At 71.5% G+C, this 17,531-nt stretch carries 14 protein-coding genes and 1 other RNA gene; 2 read left to right on the plus strand and 13 right to left on the minus strand.

Annotation, left to right across the window (positions count from 1 at the left end):
• Positions 1 to 85: 85 nt before the first annotated feature.
• Together P8A18_RS11880 and P8A18_RS11885 are read right to left on the minus strand one after the other, a co-directional pair.
• The gene (locus P8A18_RS11880) at positions 86 to 1,519 is read right to left on the minus strand and encodes an NAD-dependent malic enzyme (RefSeq protein ID WP_306054006.1); all 1,434 of its coding nucleotides are present in this window, start codon (positions 1,517 to 1,519) and stop codon (positions 86 to 88) included.
• A gap of 431 nt (positions 1,520 to 1,950) precedes the next feature.
• Entirely contained in the window at positions 1,951 to 4,329 is a 2,379-nt protein-coding gene (locus tag P8A18_RS11885; RefSeq protein ID WP_306054009.1) for a HelD family protein, read from the minus strand.
• 176 nt (positions 4,330 to 4,505) lie between these two features.
• On the opposite strand from P8A18_RS11885, the gene P8A18_RS11890 reads away from it, so the two are divergent.
• The gene (locus P8A18_RS11890) at positions 4,506 to 5,045 is read left to right on the plus strand and encodes a GNAT family N-acetyltransferase (protein WP_306054011.1); all 540 of its coding nucleotides are present in this window, start codon (positions 4,506 to 4,508) and stop codon (positions 5,043 to 5,045) included.
• 10 nt (positions 5,046 to 5,055) lie between these two features.
• Here P8A18_RS11890 and P8A18_RS11895 read toward each other — a convergent pair whose 3' ends face one another.
• Entirely contained in the window at positions 5,056 to 5,628 is a 573-nt protein-coding gene (locus tag P8A18_RS11895; protein ID WP_306054013.1) for a GNAT family N-acetyltransferase, read from the minus strand.
• A 100-nt stretch (positions 5,629 to 5,728) separates the two neighbouring features.
• Between P8A18_RS11895 and P8A18_RS11900 the strand changes: the two genes are divergently transcribed.
• Positions 5,729 to 6,307 (plus strand): anthrone oxygenase family protein, encoded by a 579-nt coding sequence (locus tag P8A18_RS11900; protein WP_306054015.1) that lies wholly within the window; start codon positions 5,729 to 5,731, stop codon positions 6,305 to 6,307.
• Here the strand turns inward: P8A18_RS11900 and P8A18_RS11905 are convergent.
• The 10 genes from P8A18_RS11905 to ftsE form a co-directional block, all read right to left on the minus strand.
• Positions 6,256 to 7,410 carry a uroporphyrinogen-III synthase gene (locus P8A18_RS11905; RefSeq protein WP_306060841.1) on the minus strand — a complete coding sequence of 385 codons (1,155 nt, stop codon included), beginning with the start codon at positions 7,408 to 7,410 and terminating at the stop codon, positions 6,256 to 6,258. The genes P8A18_RS11900 and P8A18_RS11905 overlap by 52 nt on opposite strands.
• Positions 7,411 to 7,536: 126 nt before the next feature.
• Positions 7,537 to 8,871: a nitrate/nitrite transporter gene (locus P8A18_RS11910; protein ID WP_306054017.1), complete on the minus strand. Its 1,335-nt coding sequence runs from the start codon at positions 8,869 to 8,871 to the stop codon at positions 7,537 to 7,539.
• Positions 8,872 to 9,002: 131 nt separating this feature from the next.
• Positions 9,003 to 10,343: an acyltransferase family protein gene (locus P8A18_RS11915; RefSeq protein WP_306054019.1), complete on the minus strand. Its 1,341-nt coding sequence runs from the start codon at positions 10,341 to 10,343 to the stop codon at positions 9,003 to 9,005.
• Positions 10,340 to 12,538 carry a bifunctional polysaccharide deacetylase/glycosyltransferase family 2 protein gene (locus P8A18_RS11920; protein WP_306054021.1) on the minus strand — a complete coding sequence of 733 codons (2,199 nt, stop codon included), beginning with the start codon at positions 12,536 to 12,538 and terminating at the stop codon, positions 10,340 to 10,342. Before P8A18_RS11920 ends, P8A18_RS11915 begins: the two co-directional genes overlap by 4 nt.
• Entirely contained in the window at positions 12,539 to 13,216 is a 678-nt protein-coding gene (locus tag P8A18_RS11925; RefSeq protein WP_306054023.1) for a hypothetical protein, read from the minus strand.
• Between the two features lie 343 nt (positions 13,217 to 13,559).
• Positions 13,560 to 13,946, minus strand: a transfer-messenger RNA (tmRNA) gene (ssrA, locus tag P8A18_RS11930).
• Between the two features lie 122 nt (positions 13,947 to 14,068).
• Complete coding sequence (gene smpB / locus P8A18_RS11935; RefSeq protein WP_306054026.1) at positions 14,069 to 14,557, minus strand: SsrA-binding protein SmpB; 489 nt, start codon at positions 14,555 to 14,557, stop codon at positions 14,069 to 14,071.
• An 18-nt stretch (positions 14,558 to 14,575) separates the two neighbouring features.
• Positions 14,576 to 15,757 (minus strand): S41 family peptidase, encoded by a 1,182-nt coding sequence (locus P8A18_RS11940; protein WP_306054028.1) that lies wholly within the window; start codon positions 15,755 to 15,757, stop codon positions 14,576 to 14,578.
• Positions 15,758 to 15,825: 68 nt separating this feature from the next.
• A complete protein-coding gene (gene ftsX, locus P8A18_RS11945; protein ID WP_306054030.1) occupies positions 15,826 to 16,743 on the minus strand; it encodes a permease-like cell division protein FtsX in 918 nt (305 codons plus the stop codon).
• Positions 16,744 to 16,766: 23 nt separating this feature from the next.
• Positions 16,767 to 17,456, minus strand: coding sequence for a cell division ATP-binding protein FtsE (ftsE, locus tag P8A18_RS11950; protein ID WP_018555946.1), 690 nt, complete (start codon positions 17,454 to 17,456; stop codon positions 16,767 to 16,769).
• Positions 17,457 to 17,531: the final 75 nt, after the last annotated feature.

The following is a 17,531-nucleotide window of genomic DNA, read 5'->3' on the forward strand; positions in this document are numbered from 1 at the left end:
CAGCGGATGCGGGGCTCTGCGGGACGCGTCGCCCGCCCACCCTAAAGGGGCGTTTGGGGCACCGCGACCCGCGACGCGCCGTACGTCAGACGGACGTGGGCCCCGTCACAGCGACTCCGGCCGCCCTGGCGGCGTCCCGGACGGCCCCGGCGACCGCTCCGGCGACCTTGTCGTTGAAGACCGAGGGGATGATGTAGTTCGCGTTGATCTCGTCCTCGGCGACCACGTCGGCCAGGGCGCGCGCGGCGGCGAGCATCATCTCCGTGTTGACGGTGCGGGACTGGGCGTCGAGCAGTCCGCGGAAGACGCCGGGGAAGACCAGCACGTTGTTGATCTGGTTGGGGAAGTCCGAGCGTCCGGTGGCGACGACCGCCGCGGTGCGACGGGCGATGGCCGGGTCGACCTCCGGGTCCGGATTCGCGAGCGCGAACACGATCGCGCCCTCCGCCATGGCCGCCACGTCGTCCCCGTCCAGCACGTTGGGGGCGGAGACGCCGATGAAGACGTCGGCGCCGACGACGGCCTGCTTGAGGGTGCCGGTGACGTTCTCGGGGTTGGTGTTGTCGGCGATCCAGCACAGCGGCGAGTCGGGGGCGGCGGAGCGCAGGTCCTCGCGGCCCGAGTGCACCACACCGTGGATGTCGGCGACCACGGCGTGCTTGACGCCGGCCGCGATGAGCAGCTTGAGGATCGCCGTACCCGCCGCGCCGGCGCCGGACATCACGACCCGCACGTCGCCGATCGCCTTGCCCACCACGCGCAGCGCGTTGGTCAGCGAGGCGAGGACCACGATGGCGGTGCCGTGCTGGTCGTCGTGGAAGACGGGGATGTCCAGGGCCTCGCGCAGCCGGGCCTCGATCTCGAAGCAGCGCGGCGCGGAGATGTCCTCCAGATTGATGCCCGCGAAGCCCGGCGCGATGGCCTTGACGATCTCCACGATGGCGTCGGTGTCCTGGGTGTCCAGGCAGATCGGCCAGGCGTCGATGCCGGCGAAGCGCTTGAAGAGGGCCGCCTTGCCCTCCATCACGGGCAGCGCGGCCTTGGGGCCGATGTTGCCGAGGCCGAGGACCGCGGAGCCGTCCGTCACGACTGCGACGGAGTTGCGCTTGATGGTGAGGCGGCGGGCGTCCTCGGGGTTCTCGGCGATCGCCATGCAGACGCGGGCCACCCCGGGGGTGTAGATCATCGAGAGGTCGTCACGGTTGCGGATGGGGTGCTTGGACGCCATCTCGATCTTGCCGCCGAGGTGCATGAGGAACGTACGGTCGGAGACCTTGCCGAGGACGACGCCCTCGATGGCCCGCAGCCCCTCGACGATCTCGTCGGCGTGCGTCGTGGAGGAGGCCGCGATCGTGACGTCGATCCGCAGCTTCTCGTGGCCGGAAGCGGTCACGTCGAGGCCGGTGACCGAGCCGCCGGAGGACTCCACGGCCGTGGTGAGCTGGGAGACCGCTGTGCCGCTCGCGGGCACCTCCAGCCTGACCGTCATCGAGTACGAGACGCTGGGCGCCGTTGCCATGGCCGAGTCCTTCGCTTTCCTTAGCTTCATTGCTACGCGTGTCCGAAGCCCGAGCATCCTCGGTAGCGGACATGCCTTCCGATATTCGCACCTACCGACGAGTAGCCGTTAATGACTGTCGCAGCGCGGAAACTGTTTTCCACCATACGAGAAGACGGGGGTGCGATGGAACCCCTGCCGAGGGTCGCGAGGGGAACGGGGAGGGAACGCGAAGAGGCCCGCGCCACCGGAGGGTGACGCGGGCCTCTTCGTTCAGTTGAACGGCACCGACCCGCCATGCTCGCCTCGCGGCAAGTGGTCGCTCGAAGCGACTAAGGTTGGGCCCGGGGGCTTGGATCGAGTCGGTGCCGCTTCCAGGCTAACAAACCACCTGGAAAAGTGATTCCCCCGCGCGGGTTGACCCCGGGAAGGGCCGTCCGCCGCCCCCGCCCTCAGTCCCTGAGCAGGTCCGGCACCCCGTCCCCGTCCGGCAGGTCGCGCTCCCCCGAGACCACCGTGAGCTGCTGCGTCGCCCGGGTCAGCGCCACGTACAGCACCCGCAGCCCCGCCGGGGACTCGTCCGCGATCTCGGCCGGTGAGACGACCACCGTGGCGTCGTACTCCAGCCCCTTCGCCTCCAGGCTGCCCAGCGCCACCACCCGCTCGCCCAGCTCCGCGAGCCACTCGCGGGCCTGCGCGCGCCGGTTCATCGCCACGACCACCCCGACCGTGCCGTCCACCTCGCCGAGCAGCCGCCCCGCCTCCGCGCGCACGGTGCCGGCCAGGTCGCCGTCCCGCACGGTCTCGAAGCGCGGCACCACACCCGTGGAGCGGACCGCCGCCGGGGACTCCATGCCCGGCATCGCGAGCGCCAGCACCTTCGCGGCCAGCTCGGCGATCTCCGCCGGGTTGCGGTAGTTGACGGTCAGCGTGAAGTTCCGGCGCGGGCGGCTGCCCAGCGCCTCGTCACGGGCGGCCGCCGCCTCGTCCGGGTCGGACCAGGAGGACTGGGCCGGGTCGCCGACGATGGTCCAGGTGGCGTGCCGGCCGCGCCGGCCGACCATCCGCCACTGCATGGGCGTGAGGTCCTGTGCCTCGTCCACGATGACGTGGGCGTACTCCGTGCGCTCCGCCGCGAGCCGCTCGGCGCGCTCCCACTGGGTCTCCTCGCGCCGGGGCATCAGCTCCTCCAGGCCGGTGAGCTGGTCCAGCGGGTCCGCCTCGCGCTTGCGCTTGGGGCGGCTGGGAGTGCCGAGCAGCGTCTGGAGCTCGTCCAGGACCGCCACGTCGTGGACCGAGAGCGGCCCCCGCCCCGCGGCGTCCAGGCGCTTGAGGGAGCGCGCGAGCCGGCGCACCTCGCCCTGGTTGAGGGTGCGCCGCGCCCACCGGGCCAGCCGCTTCTCGTCGGCCATCGCGGCGAGCACCCCGCGCGGGGTGAGCTCGGGCCACCAGGCGTCCAGGAATTCGATGAACGGGGTCTCGGTGGACACGTCCTCGTCGAACGAGGAGCGCAGCTCGGCCGCCAGCTCGGGGTCGGTGTAGCGGCCCCGGCCGGAGGAACGATTCCACAGCGCGTCGAGCAGCAGCCGGCGGGCGCGCGGGCGCAGCAGGTTGACCGGGGCGGTGCCGCTGAGCACGTTGTTGCGGATGCGCCGCAGCTCGTCCTCCAGCAGCTCGACCCGGGCGCCGAAGGCCACCACGCGCAGCCGGGTGGGCGTGCCGGTGCGCTGCGGGGCCTCGTCCGCCCCGCCGAACTCCAGCTGCCCGTCCCGGGGCGCGGGGCGCGGCGCGGGCTGCTCCAGCGCGCCGCGGGCCGCCTTGCGCAGCACCGGGAGCATCCGCGAGGAACCCTTGATCCGGGCGACGGCCGGCTCGTCGTACGTGGTCGCCCCGTCCGGCCCCGCCGCCTCGTCGGAGAGCGAGCCGACGGCGCGGATCGCGACCTGCCCCTCCTCGCCGAGCGAGGGCAGCACGCCTTCGGTGTACGCGACCAGCAGCGGCGTCGGCGAGACGACGAGGATGCCGCCCGCGTACCGCCGCCGGTCCTGGTAGAGCAGGTACGCGGCGCGGTGCAGGGCGACCGCGGTCTTGCCGGTGCCGGGGCCGCCGGAGACCTCGGTGACGGAGGCGGCGGGCGCCCGGATCACGAGGTCCTGCTCGGCCTGGATGGAGGAGACGATGTCCCGCATGGTGTGGCTGCGGGCCTGCCCGAGCGCCGCCATCAGGGCGCCGTCGCCGACGACCGGGAGCTTGTCGCCGTCCAGGTACGCGGTCAGCTCGGGGCGCATCAGGTCGTCCTCGACGCCGAGGACCCGGCGGCCCTTGGAGCGGATGACGCGGCGGCGGACCACCCGGCCGGGCTCCTTGGGCGTCGAGCGGTAGAACGGCGCGGCGGCCGGGGCGCGCCAGTCGATGACGAGCGGGGCGTAGTCGGAGTCGAGGACCCCGATGCGGCCGATGTGCAGCGTCTCGGCGATGTCGGCGGTGCCGTCCTCGCGCACCACGTCGTCGGCGGGTTCGACGGAGGTGAAGGCGCCGTCCGGGCCGCGCTCGCCGTCCTTGCCCAGCAGCAGGTCGATCCTGCCGAAGAGGAAGTCCTCGAACTCGCTGTTCAGCCGGTTGAGGTGGATTCCGGCGCGGAAGACCTGGGCGTCGCGCTCGGCGAGCGCCCCCGGTGTCCCCACCTGGCCGCGTTTGGCGGCATCGTTCATGAGAAATTCCGCCTCGTGGATCTTCTCCTCGAGGCGCTGGTACACACGGTCGAGATGTTCCTGCTCGACACCGATCTCCCGGTCCCGCAACGAATCGACAGCGGCATCCTGCGCGGCCACCGAGGCCCCCTTCTGACGTGCATTGGGCAGCCGTCAAGCCTATGCGACGGGGGCCCTTCGCGCACCTGCCGCCCCGCCCGCGCGGGGCGCTTCCGGATATCGATTGCGTGACGGGCCCCCGGGGCGCACCGCCGGTGCCGGGGCGGCCGCGTCAACTCCCCTCGTACGATGACCGGATGAACGCCGACCCGCGCGACGACCGTCTCCTGGCCGGTTCGCTGGTGCTCCGCCCCTGGCTGCCCGGCGACCTCGGGGTGCTGCTCGACGCCTACCGCGACCCGGCGATCCGGGCGGGCTCGCGGGCGCCCGTGGCGGACGAGGCGGCGGCCGCCGCGTGGCTGCGGACCCAGGAGGAGGGCCGGGCCTCGGGTCTGCGGTACGGCTTCGCGGTGGTGGACCCGGGGCTCGGGGACGGCCCGGTGGGCAACGTCGCCCTCTCCTTCCCGGCGCCCGGCTCGCCCTCGGCCGAGGTGGGGTACTGGACGGCGGCGCCCGCACGCGGCCGGGGCCTGGCCCCGCGCGCCCTCGAAGCGCTCTCGGACTGGGCGTTCTCGCGGTTCGCCGGGGACGGGCTCGCCCGGCTCGAACTGCTGCACCAGGTGGGCAACGAGGCGTCGTGCCGGGTGGCGGAGAAGGCCGGGTACGCCTTCACGGAGCTGCTGCCCCCGTGCCCGCCGTGGCCGGACGAGGGCCACCGCCACACGCGCGAGGGGTAGCCGGCCGGCCTCAGTCACACGCGCCGGTCACCGGGCCGTCGTGCAGGATGCGCTGGAAGAGCCGGTGGTCGCGCCACTCGCCGTCGATGTGGAGGTAGCGCGGGGCCATGCCGAACTCCTCGAACCCGCATTTTTCGAGCACCCGTTGGGACGCCGTGTTGTGCGGGACCGTGCCCGCTTCGATCCGGTGCAGCCGCAGCTCGTCCCGGGCCAGCCCGCAGATGAGCCGCACCGCCGCCGTGGCCAGGCCCCGGCCCGCGTACGCGACGTCCACCCAGTAGCCGAGGGTCGCGCTGCGGAACGGGCCGAGCACCACGGCGTTGAGGTTGAACCCGCCGACCGCCCGGTCCTCGCCGTCGCACAGCACCCACGGCACCACGCGCCCCGCCTCCCGCTCCGCAAGGAGTCCGGCCAGCCGCTCGCGCTGCCCCTGCGGCGTGTAGAAGGAGTCGGGCCGCTCGGGCTCCCAGGGCTTCATGTACGCCCGGCTGCGGGTCAGCGAGGCGGCGAGGGAGGCGGCGTCGGACGCCGACGCGGGGCGCAGCCGGATCTCCGCGTCGAGCGGGTGCACGTCATCGATCATGACCGCACGCTATCCGGGCCGCCGGTGGCGTGGACGCTCGCGTAGGCGGCTGCGCTTCCCGGCCATGGAACGGGCGCCTCGCCGCCCCTTCACTGGACCCATGACCATCACCAACCGGCCCGACCGGCCGACCCCCGCATCCCGCCGTCTCGTCCTCGGCGCCGCCGCCGTCACCACCGGTCTGACGGCGGGCACCTTCTACGCGTTCTCCTGTGCGGTGATGCCCGCGCTCGGGCGCAGCGACGACCGGACCTTCATCGCGGTCATGCGGGACATCAACGACGTCATCGAGAACCCGGTCTTCTTCGCCGGCTTCTTCGGCGCCCTGCTGCTGACCGCCGTCGCCGCCTGGCAGCACCGCCGCTCCCCCGGGCCGCGCGGGTGGATCGTCGCCGCGCTCGTGGTGTACGCCGTGGCGTTCCTGCTCACCTCGGGCGTCAACGTGCCCCTCAACAACGCCCTCGCCGACGCCGGGGATCCCGCGCGCCTCGCCGATCCGGCCACGGTGCGGGACCGGTTCGAGGACGCCTGGAACGCGTGGAACACCGTGCGTGCCCTCCTGTGCACCGCCGCGCTCGCGCTCCTGCTGCGCGCCCCGTACGCCGGTGCGCGCCGGAGCGGCCCCGCTCAGGAGCCGGCGTACTTGGCGTCGGCCGCCGGGTCCAGGGCCAGCCGGTAGCCGCGCTTGACCACGGTCTGGATCAGCCGGGGCACGCCCAGCGCGGTGCGCAGCCTGGCCATCGCCGTCTCCACCGCGTGCTCGTCCGTACCGCTGCCGGGCAGGGCGCGCAGCAGATCGGAGCGGGAGACCACCCAGCCCGGCCGGCGGGCCAGGGTGTGCAGCAGGGCCATCCCGGCCGGCGGCACCGCGCGCAGCTCCTCGTCGACCAGGACGGCGTGGCCGCGGATCTCGACGCGGTGGCCGGCGACGGGCAGCGTGCGGGCGCGGGCGGGCAGCTCCCGGCAGATGAGCTGGACGAGCGGGCCGAGCCGGAAGCGCTCCGGCTGGACGGTGTCGATGCCGCGCGCCTGCAACGGCACGGCGGTGACCGGGCCGACGCAGGCGGGCACGACGTCGCCGCGCAGGGCGGTCACCGCCTCGGCGAGCAGCCCGCGCTCCTCGGCCCGGCGCAGCAGCGAGGCGGCGGCCGGGGCGCTGGTGAAGGTCACCGCGTCCAGGGCGCGCGCGACGGTGAGGTCCAGGAGGCGGTCGAGGGGCGCGATGTCCTCCGGCGGCATCCAGCGGTAGACGGGGACGCCGACGACCTCGCCGCCGGCCTCCCGCAGCGACTCCACGAAACCGGGGAGGGGTTCGCCGTGCAGTTGGAGGGCGACGCGACGGCCGTCGACGCCCTGGGCCAGGAGCCGTTCGAGGACCTCGGCCATGGACTCGGACGCCGGTGACCAGGTTTCGGTCAGGCCGGCGGCGCGGACGGCGCCCTTCACCTTGGGGCCGCGCGCCAGGAGTTCGACGCCGCGCAGGGTCTCCAGGAGCCGGTCGCCGATGCCCCAGCCGTCGGCGGCCTCGATCCAGCCGCGGAAGCCGATCGCGGTGGTCGCGACGACCACGTCCGGGGCGTCGGCGATCAGTTCCTCGGTGGCGGCGAGCAGTTCGCCGTCGTCGGCGAGCGGCACGATCCGCAGGGCGGGGGCGTGCACCACGGCGGCGCCCCGGCGCCGCAGCAGGGTGCCCAGCTCCTCCGCCCGGCGTGCGGCGGTGACCCCGACCGTGAAGCCCGAAAGAGGCCCGTACTGTGCTTCGTCGTGCTGTCCGTCGTGCATGAGGTCTACCCGGCTCTCGTCCCGCTGCTGCTCGATGGTGCGGAGGACCGAGCCTGCCAACGCCGCGTGACAGACCCGGTTCAGCCGTATTTCCCGCTCGTTACGGCGCCGGGCGCCGCCCGTACATCATCCCACCTCGGCGTGGCTGAGCTGCGGCTTCGCCAGGGCGGCCGCGGCGGGGCGAAGGTATACCGCCCAGGTGAGTGCCGAACACACCGCGTAGAAGGCGAGGAAGGACCAGAAGGCGGCCGTTCCGGTGCCCGAGGTCTCGAAGGACCGGCGGAAGGCGAGGTTGACGGCGAGCCCGCCGAGCGCCCCGGCCGCGCCGATCAGGCCCATTGCCGCCCCGGACAGCCGCCGCCCCCGGGCCGCCGCCTCCTCGCCGCGCAGCCCACGGGCGAGGGCCTGGGCGTGGAAGACGCCGGGGATCATCTTGTACGTCGAGCCGTTGCCGAGCCCGGACAGCGCGAACAGGGCGGTGAAGCCGACGAGGAACACGGGCAGTGACGCGGTGCGGGACGCGTATACGACGACGCAGGTCGCGGCGGCCATCGCGGCGAAGTTGACGAGGGTGATGCGGGCGCCGCCGTACCGGTCGGCCAGCCGGCCGCCGACGGGCCGGACCAGCGAGCCGAGCAGCGGGCCGATGAAGGTGAGCGAGGCGGCCTGGAGCGGGGTGCGGCCGAACCCGGTCTGGAGGACGAGCCCGAACGCGAAGCTGTAGCCGATGAACGAGCCGAACGTGCCGATGTAGAGCACCGCCATGATCCAGGTGTGCGGGTCGCGCACCGCGTCCTTCGCGGCCCCGGTGTCGTTCCGTACGGGCGCCAGGTTGTCCATGAAGAGCGCGGCGCACACCGCGGCCAGCAGGATCAGCGGGATGTACGCGCCGAGCACGATCCGCGGGTGCGCGGCCCCCGCCGTGCCGATCACCAGAAGCCCGGCCAGCTGCACCACGGGCACGCCGATGTTGCCGCCGCCCGCGTTGAGGCCGAGCGCCCAGCCCTTGTGGCGCAGCGGGAAGAAGGCGTTGATGTTGGTCATCGAGGAGGCGAAGTTGCCGCCGCCGATCCCGGTGAGCGCGGCCACCGCGAGGAAGGTGGCGTACGAGGTCCCCGGCTTCATCACCACGAGGGCGGCGACCGTCGGCACCAGCAGGGTGAGCGCGCTGAACACCGTCCAGTTCCGGCCACCGAACCGGGCCACCGCGAAGGTGTACGGCACCCGGACGAGGGCCCCGACCAGCGTCGCGGTGGAGATCAGGAAGAACTTGCCGGCCGGGTCGACCCCGTACTCCGGTCCCATGAACAGGACCATCACGGACCACAGGGTCCAGACGGAGAAGCCGATGTGCTCGGACAGGACGGAGAACCAGAGGTTGCGGCGGGCGATCCGCTCGCCCCTGGTCCGCCAGAAGGTCTCGTCCTCCGGGTCCCACTGCTCGATCCAACGGCCGGCCATCACGCGCCTCCACGGGGGGCTCGGGGGTGTTGTCCCGAACCTAGGGAGCGCGCGTTTCGGCGCGGTGCCGCGAGGTGACCTGTGGGCAACCTTGCTCTCACCGGGCCGGGGCCGGCCCGGTGAGACGGGGGTCAGTGCCGGGCGCGGGGTTTGCCGGTCCCGTTGGGCCAGAGCCTCGGGCGGCGCTTGGCCGCGACGTCCTCGACCCAGCCGACGGAGACGATCATCAGCCCTATCAGCGGCCAGATGAGGATGAGGGCCAGCGTGTTGTACGAGGCGTCGATGTAGGTGCCGAGGTGGTCGCCGACCCAGGGCACCTCCCACAGCTGGTCGATGATCGGGAAGGTAGCCATCAGCAGCAGGTTGTGCCAGAGGTAGATCGTCACCGCCCGGTTGTTGGCGAGCGTGACCAGGCTGTCCCAGCCGGCCAGCCGCCCCGGCAGCTCCCGCCAGGAGGGCGCGTACTGGAGCAGGATCACGCAGAAGCCCAGCGACCAGGCGGACTGGGCGAGCGGGATCTCGTCCAGGTTCCAGCCCTCCTCGGTGAGGTGGCCGGAGGCCCACCACAGCGCGAAGGCCATGAGGATCGCGGCCAGCGACACCGAGAGGTAGCGCGGCACGGTCTTCAGCAGCCCGTCGTTGTGCGCGAAGCCGAGGATCCAGCAGGAGCCGAACACCGCGAAGTCGACCAGCCCCTCACCGGCCGTGCCCGGCACGGTGACCAGGCCGGTGCCGATGACGGCGGTGAGCCCGACCGGGGCGAGCATCGTCACCCAGGGCAGCTTCCGGAAGGCCTTCAGCAGCAGCGGGGAGGCCAGGACGAACCACAGGTAGGCGCGGATGTACCAGAGCGGCCCGAGCGCCTGCTCGGCCCAGGAGGACTCCAGGAGGCCGCTCTCGGAGCCGTTCTCCCAGGGGAAGGGCGGCGTGCCGATCGGGAAGACGTAGCAGGCCAGCTTGAGGAACCACCAGATGCCCTCCTCCCGCACCGGCTTCCAGCCCAGCAGGAAGACCACCGGCACGACGACGGCGACGAACGCCCACATCGGCGGCAGCAGCCTGCGCACCCGGCTGCGGATGACGCTCCACGCGGGCCGCGAGAGCGACCGGGCCATCAGCGATCCGGCCAGGGCGAACATGACGCCCATGGACGGGAAGACGACGGTCAGCCATGCCCAGCCGAAGAGGTGGAAGACCACGACACGGACCAGCGCGACGGCCCGCAGCAGGTCGAGATAGCGGTCCCGGCCGCCCTTGGCGGGCGCCGCGGCGGGCGCCTGCCCGGGGGCGGGCGCGAGCGTCGCCGCGGGCGCCGGCTCCGGGACCCGGAGCTCGGGCCGCTCCGCCCACGGCGCCGGGCCGCCGGCCGGGCGCGCCCGGTGCTGCGGCGGCGGCTGCACCGGGAACGGCACGGTGTGCGGCTCCCCGTACGGCTGCTGCGGGTACCCGGAGGGGTGGTTCGGGTGGGTCATGCGACGGGCCTCCGGTCGTTGCCGCGCCTGCTCTGGGACTGCGTTGCACCGGGCGCCTCGACGACCCCCGTACGGCGCAGCTTCTGCCAGCGCAGCCGGCCTCCGGTGAGAGCGGTGATCCAGGACTGGAGCAGCACCACGTACATGAGCTGCCGGTAGAGGACCTGCTGGAGGGGCAGCGAGATCAGATGCGTCATCCGCTCCCGGTCGAGCCGGAACGCGTACGCGGCGCAGACGAGCTGCACCCCGAGGACGCCGAGCCACGCGACGACGGTCTTCTGGGTGGGGCCGAAGACGATCCCGTAGAGCAGGAAGACGTCGATGAGGGGGGCGAGCAGCGGGGCGACGACCATGAACAGGGCGACGAAGGGCAGTCCGACGCGTCCGAAGCGGCCCGAGGGACCCCGCTCGATGACCGCGCGGCGGTGCTTCCAGATGGCCTGCATCGTGCCGTACGACCACCGGTAGCGCTGCGACCAGAGCTGCTGGACGGTCTCCGGCGCCTCGGTCCAGGCGCGGGCGTTCTCCGCGTAGACGACGCGCCAGCCGTCCCGGTGCAGGGCCATGGTGACGTCGGTGTCCTCGGCGAGGGTGTCCTCGCTCATGCCGCCGATGCGGTCCAGCGCGTCCCGGCGGAAGGCGCCGACCGCGCCGGGGATGGTGGGCATGCAGCGCAGCAGGTCGTACATGCGGCGGTCGAGGTTGAAGCCCATCACGTACTCGATGTGCTGCCAGGCGCCGATGAGCGAGTCGCGGTTGCCGACCTTGGCGTTGCCCGCGACGGCCCCGACGCGCGGGTCGCCGAAGGGCTGCACCAGCTCACGGACGGTGGACGGCTCGAAGACCGTGTCGCCGTCCATCATGACGATGATGTCGTTGCGGGCGTGCGCGATGCCGTTGTTCAGGGCAGCGGGCTTGCCCGCGTTGCGCTGGCGCACCACCCGGACGTTCGGCAGGCGCATCCGCTGGACGATGTCCGCGGTGTCGTCCGTGGAGCCGTCGTCGATCACGATGACTTCGACCGGATAGTCACTTGCCACGAGCGAGTGCACCGTGTTCGCGATGCACTTGCTCTCGTTGTACGCGGGCACCAGGACGGTCACCGGGCGGGTGAGCGGTTCGCCCCAGTGGAAGCCGCGTCGGCGGACCCGCCGGGCGTGTGCGAAGGACAGCAGCAGCATCAGCCCGAAGCGGGCGAAGACCAGCACGCCGATGACGGCGAGGCCGGCCACCATCACATCGGTGATGTGGTCCGAGACGTCCACGGCGTAGACGAACGCCTTGCCCTTCCACAGGTCGAAGCCGGTGACCGGGGTGTGCGCGCTGGGCGCGCCGAGGGCGTCGGTGAGGTTGGCGAACGCGTAGCCCTGCTTCTGCATCTTCGGCAGGAACTTCCCCAGCGCGGTGACGGTCTGCGACCGGTCGCCCCCGGAGTCGTGCATCAGGATGATCGCGCCCTTGCCGTGCCTGGGCGTGGCCCGCTTGATGATCGACCTGACGCCCGGCCGCTTCCAGTCCTCGCTGTCGGTGTTGTTGACGACGGTGAGGTAGCCGCGGCTGCCGATGTACTGGGTCACCGGCCAGGACTTGTTGTCCATGGCGTCGGCGTACGAGGAGTAGGGCGGCCGGAACAGCGAGGTGCGGATGCCGGCGGCGCCCGCCAGCACCAGCTGGTTCTGGGACAGCTCCCAGTCGATGCGGCTGGTGGACTGGTAGGAGAGGTCGGGGTGGTTGAAGGTGTGCAGCCCGACCTCGTGGCCCTCCTTGACCATGCGCGCGACCAGGTCCGGGTAGCGCGAGGCCATGGTGCCGGTGACGAAGAAGACACCGTGCGCGTCGTACTTCTTCAGCTCGTCCAGCACCTTCGGCGTCCACACCGGGTCCGGGCCGTCGTCGAAGGTCAGCACGATCTTGTGGTCGGGGATGCGCAGGGACTTCGCGGGCTCGGTGGTGCTCCGGGCGTCGATGACCGGCCCGCCCTCCAGCACCTCGTCGGGCACGCGGTCGGTGCCGACCGGGTGCTGGATGCGGTGGTCGGCGAGGATTTCGCTGTGTACGTAGCCACGCAGCATCAGCATGGCGAGCAGGGCAACGAGAAACAGGAGGGGCAGCATGTAGCGCATGGGAAGTCTGCGCCGGCGCGTCTGCTTCTTCCTGTGGTTGTTGCGCCTGCCCCGGGGGGCAGGGGTGGTCATCTAGTTGGCGCCTTCTTGTTCTTCCGCGGGCGGGTCCGGGGGCCCGGCGGTGGGAGACGTGGTGTCGGGGGCCGGCGGATCCGGATCGGCGACCGGGGTCCCGTCGTCGGCGGGCCGCCCGGAGGCCGTCGCCTCCCCGGCGGGTGTGCTGCTGCCGCTGCTCCCGGCGGTGCCCGCGTCCCCCTTCGGGGTGGCCGGCGTCGAGGCGGCGGAGCTGGTTCCGGGGGCCGGGGAGCGTTCGGTGCCGGTGCCGCCCGGCAGGACCGCGCTGCTTCCGGGGTCGGGGGCGGACTGCGAGGCGCCGGTGCTCGCACCGGGGGTGGCTTCGGTGCTGGGGCTCGCGTCGGGCGATGCGGGCGCCTGCACCTCTTCCGTCTTCTGGTGCTCCTCCTGGCCGGAGATCGGGAGGGAGGGGGCGCTGGAGTTGCCGCCGAGCATGGCGATGACCAGGGTCACCGCGTAACAGACGAAGACCGCGGCCAGGACCCAGCCGACCCGGCGCAACGTCTTGCCGCGACGGCCGCTCTCGTCCACGAAGACGGGGCCGTCGGAGTCATCCGGAGCGCTGGGTTCCGGGAGGAGCTCGGAGAGCTGCCGTCCCAGGCCGTCCAGCTGGATGGTGACTTCGTTCGGCTCGTGTGTGTGCCCCGTCCGGGCACCTTCACGCCAAGTTTCCACTGGTGTACGCACTTCCCCCACTCAGGATCGGGTGCGCACAACTGACCGGCCGTGTGTCTCAGGACCGGGCCCCCACCCTGTCCACGAGCCCATACCACGTGCACCCGGTCCCTGAATGTAGCGCACGCCGAGGACAGTCCGAACCCGCTGACCGTTGTTGTTCAACATGAGAGATACATCTGTTTTCGAACCGTGCTGCGAACGTCTCTCCGGTGGGAGCGCGGCACAGGCACGCACGCCGGGCGCACGCCCCTTCGCGCCGGACCCGCGCGTGAGCCCGTCCGGGCGCACAACGCGAAGACCCCGCTGCCGGGTGGCAACGGGGTCCTCGTTCACATGGGAATTGTGGAGATGGCGGGAATCGAACCCGCGTCCAACGGTGCGGAACCAGGGCTTCTCCGAGTGCAGTCCGCTGCGCTTTTCTCGGCCCCGGAGGTCACACGGACAAGCCTCCGACAGGCCCAGTCACTGTTTGATTTCCTTCAGAGACCCGTGACCGGACTCAGAAGTTTAGATCCCTGAATGATGCCAGGATCCGGGTCGGGATCACCCCCGGGCTGACACTCCGCAGAGTCTTCGCTAGCTGCTAATTAGGCAGCAAGGGCGAAGGCGGAGGAATCGCGCTTGGAATTGGCGATTATTGGTTGCGACATATGGTTTACGAGATCATTGCCGCTTCCTCGACTCGCTTCCCCTGCTTCGACATCCGCTGTCGAAACCGATCATCCCCATGTTGATTTTTCAAAGGTGGTACACACCCTCGCCGGGGTGCGGTGCCATCGTACGTGAACAACACGGACCGATGCCAGCGTATTCCTGCCGGACCGGCCGGCGGCCGGTGCCGGGACCCTCTCAGGCGCTCCGCTGACGGCGGCGGGCCGCCGAGATGGCGCGGTTCGTCTCCCTGGTGTCCTGCTTCTCGCGCAGCGTCTGGCGCTTGTCGTACTCCTTCTTGCCCTTCGCGAGCGCGATCTCGACCTTGACCCGGCCGTTCAGGAAGTACAGGGCGAGCGGCACGATCGTGTGCCCGGTCTCCTGCGACTTCGACTCCAGCTTGTCGATCTCGGCGCGGTGCATCAGCAGCTTGCGCTTGCGCTTGGCGGAGTGGTTGGTCCAGGTGCCCTGGACGTACTCCGGGACGTGGATGTTGTGCAGCCACGCCTCGCCGCCGTCGATCTGGACGAACCCGTCGACCAGGGACGCGCGGCCCATGCGCAGCGATTTGACCTCGGTGCCCATGAGCACGAGGCCGCACTCGTAGGTGTCGAGGATGGTGTAGTCGTGGCGCGCCTTCTTGTTCTGCGCGATGAGCTTGCGCCCGGTGTCCTTTTCCTTAGCCATAGTGCGGCCATTTTCGCACTACGACCCACCCCCGAGGCCACTCAATACCGTCTCGGCCCGCTCCTGGGCCCGCGAGCTGACCGCGAGGTCCGGTGTGATGCCCTTCCCGTCGACCCCGCGCCCGGCCGGTGTGCGGTAGTGGCCCACAGTCAGCTCGGCCACCGAACCGCCCGCCAGCTCGCTCGGCATCTGGACGGAACCCTTGCCGAAGGTGCGCGAGCCGACCGTGACCGCGCGGCCCCGGTCCTGGAGGGCACCCGTCACCAGCTCCGCCGCGCTCATGGTGCCGCCGTCGACGAGGACGACGACCGGGCGCTCGGTGTCCCCGCCCGCCCCCGCGTACAGGGCGTGCTGCTCACCGTGCACGTCGTACGTGGCGACCAGGCCGCCGTCCAGGAACGCGGAGGCCGCGGTGACCGCCTCCGTGACGAGCCCGCCCGGGTTGCCGCGCAGGTCCAGCAGCACCCCGGCGCCCGCCGGCGCCTGCCGGACCGCGTCGCGCACCGCCGTACCCGAGCCCTTGGTGAACGAGCCGACCTCGATCAGCACGGCCCCGGCGGAACCGGAACCCCCGATCCGCCGCACGGTCACCGCCTCGACGGCGAGACGGGCCCGGCGCAGCGTCTCGGTCCTGCTGACGGTCCCGCGCCGGACGCCCAGGCTGACCGTGCTCCCTACCTCGGCCGATGTGGCGTCGCCGCGCAGCAGGGCCACCACGTCGGAGACCGGCAGGCGGTCGACGCGGCGGCCGTCGATCGTGCGGAGCAGGTCGCCCGCGCGGATGCCCGCCCGGTCGGCCGGGCTGCCCGGCTGGACGCGGGAGACGGAGACCTGCCCGTCCGCCGAGCGCCTGGCGGCGAGCCCGACCCCGGTGTACGTGCCGTCGAGGGCCTGCTCGAACTCCTGGTACTCCCGCTCGTCGTAGACGGCGCCCCAGCGGTCGCCGCTCCGGCTGACGGCCTCCTCGGCCGCCTCCGTACCGGACTTGCCGTCGGCGACCGCCTCCGCGGCGGCCTCGGCCACCGCGTCGCGGTCGGCGGTGGCGGCCACGGAACGGGCGTGCACCGGGGGTTCCGGTTTCTCCCCGTGGGGCAGCGCACCGGTCGCGGCTCCGGCGGCGAGGACGCTCGCGAAGACCAACGTCAGGGCCGCCCCGCGGCGCAGACCGCGGGGCCCGACGCGACACTCGGGGTCCGACATGGCGCCGATTCTAGGACAACGTCCAGGGGGCGCATGGTGCGTTGGCCACGCGCCTCACGGGGCGCACATCACACCTTCAGGTACTTGCGCAGCGCGAAGAGAGCGGCAACGGCGGGCATCAGAAGGCCGATCGCCAGCACCAGGGGCAGCTTGGTGAGGACCGCGTCCCAGCCGATGAAGTCGATCAGATTCAGCTTGTCCTGGAGGGCGAGTCCGCCGTCGATCAGGAAGTAGCGCCCGGCCAGCAGCATCACGCAGGCCAGCACACCGCCGATCAGACCGGCGAAGGCCGCCTCCATGATGAACGGCGCCTGGATGTAGAAGCCGGACGCGCCGACGAGCCGCATGATGCCCGTCTCCCGGCGCCGGCTGAACGCGGAGACACGGACGGTGTTCACGATCAGCATCAGCGCGATGACGAGCATCAGCGCCATCACGAACAGCGCGGCGACGTTCATGCCGTTCATCAGGCCGAAGAGGTTGTCCAGGATGCTTCTCTGGTCCTGGACCGACTGCACCCCGTCCCGGCCGGCGAAGGCGGTGGCGACCACCTTGTACTTGGTCGGGTCGTGCAGTTTGACGCGGAAGGACTCCGGCATCTGGTCCGGCGTGATGTTGCCGGCCATCGGGGAGTCGCCGAACTCCTCCTGGTAGTGCTTGTACGCCTCGTCAGAGGACTCGTAGAGCACCTTCTCGACGACGTCCATCTTTCCGAGATCGGCCTGGATCTCGTCCTTCTGCTGCTTGGTGACCGCACCCTTGGCGCACTGGACCACCGTCTCCGCGTCGCCCTTGCCGCAGAGGTAGATGGAGACGTTGACCTTGTCGTACCAGTAGTCCTTCATCGTGCTGACCTGCTCGCGCATGAGCAGCGCGCCACCGAACAGGGCGAGCGAGAGGGCGACGGAGACGACGACGGCGAAGGTCATCGTGAGGTTGCGACGGAGGCCGACGCCGATCTCCGACAGGACGAACTGGGCGCGCATGGCGTCCTTTCAGTGCTGGGTGCTCAGTGCTGGTAGCCGTAGACGCCGCGCGCCTGGTCGCGTACGAGACGGCCCTTTTCGAGCTCGATGACGCGTTTGCGCATCTGGTCGACGATGTTCTGGTCGTGCGTCGCCATGATCACGGTGGTGCCGGTCCGGTTGATCCGGTCCAGCAGCTTCATGATGCCGACGGAGGTCTGCGGGTCGAGGTTTCCGGTCGGCTCGTCCGCGATCAGCAGCATGGGCCGGTTGACGAAGGCCCGCGCGATCGCCACGCGCTGCTGCTCACCACCGGAGAGCTCGCCGGGCATCCGGTCCTCCTTGCCGCCGAGTCCGACGAGGTCGAGGACCTGCGGCACCGCCTTGCGGATCTCGCCGCGCGGCTTGCCGATCACTTCCTGGGCGAACGCCACGTTCTGGGCGACGGTCTTGTTCGGCAGCAGCCGGAAGTCCTGGAAGACGGTGCCCAGCTGGCGGCGCATGTGCGGCACCTTCCAGTTGGACATGCGCGCGAGGTCCTTGCCGAGGACGTGGACGGCCCCCGTGCTGGCGCGTTCCTCACGCAGGATGAGTCGCATGAAGGTGGACTTGCCGGAGCCGGAAGAGCCCACCAGGAAGACGAACTCGCCCTTCTCGATATCGAGAGACACATCCCGTAGAGCGGGACGGCTCTGCCTCGGGTAGGTCTTGGACACGTTGTCGAATCGGATCACGGATGCACCACGGTCGGCCGGGAGTAGGTGAGCGTGACCATACGCGAACCGGGCTCTGGCGTGCAGGCACGTATA

This window comes from Streptomyces sp. Mut1 (assembly GCF_030719295.1).
Classification (GTDB): domain Bacteria; phylum Actinomycetota; class Actinomycetes; order Streptomycetales; family Streptomycetaceae; genus Streptomyces; species Streptomyces castrisilvae.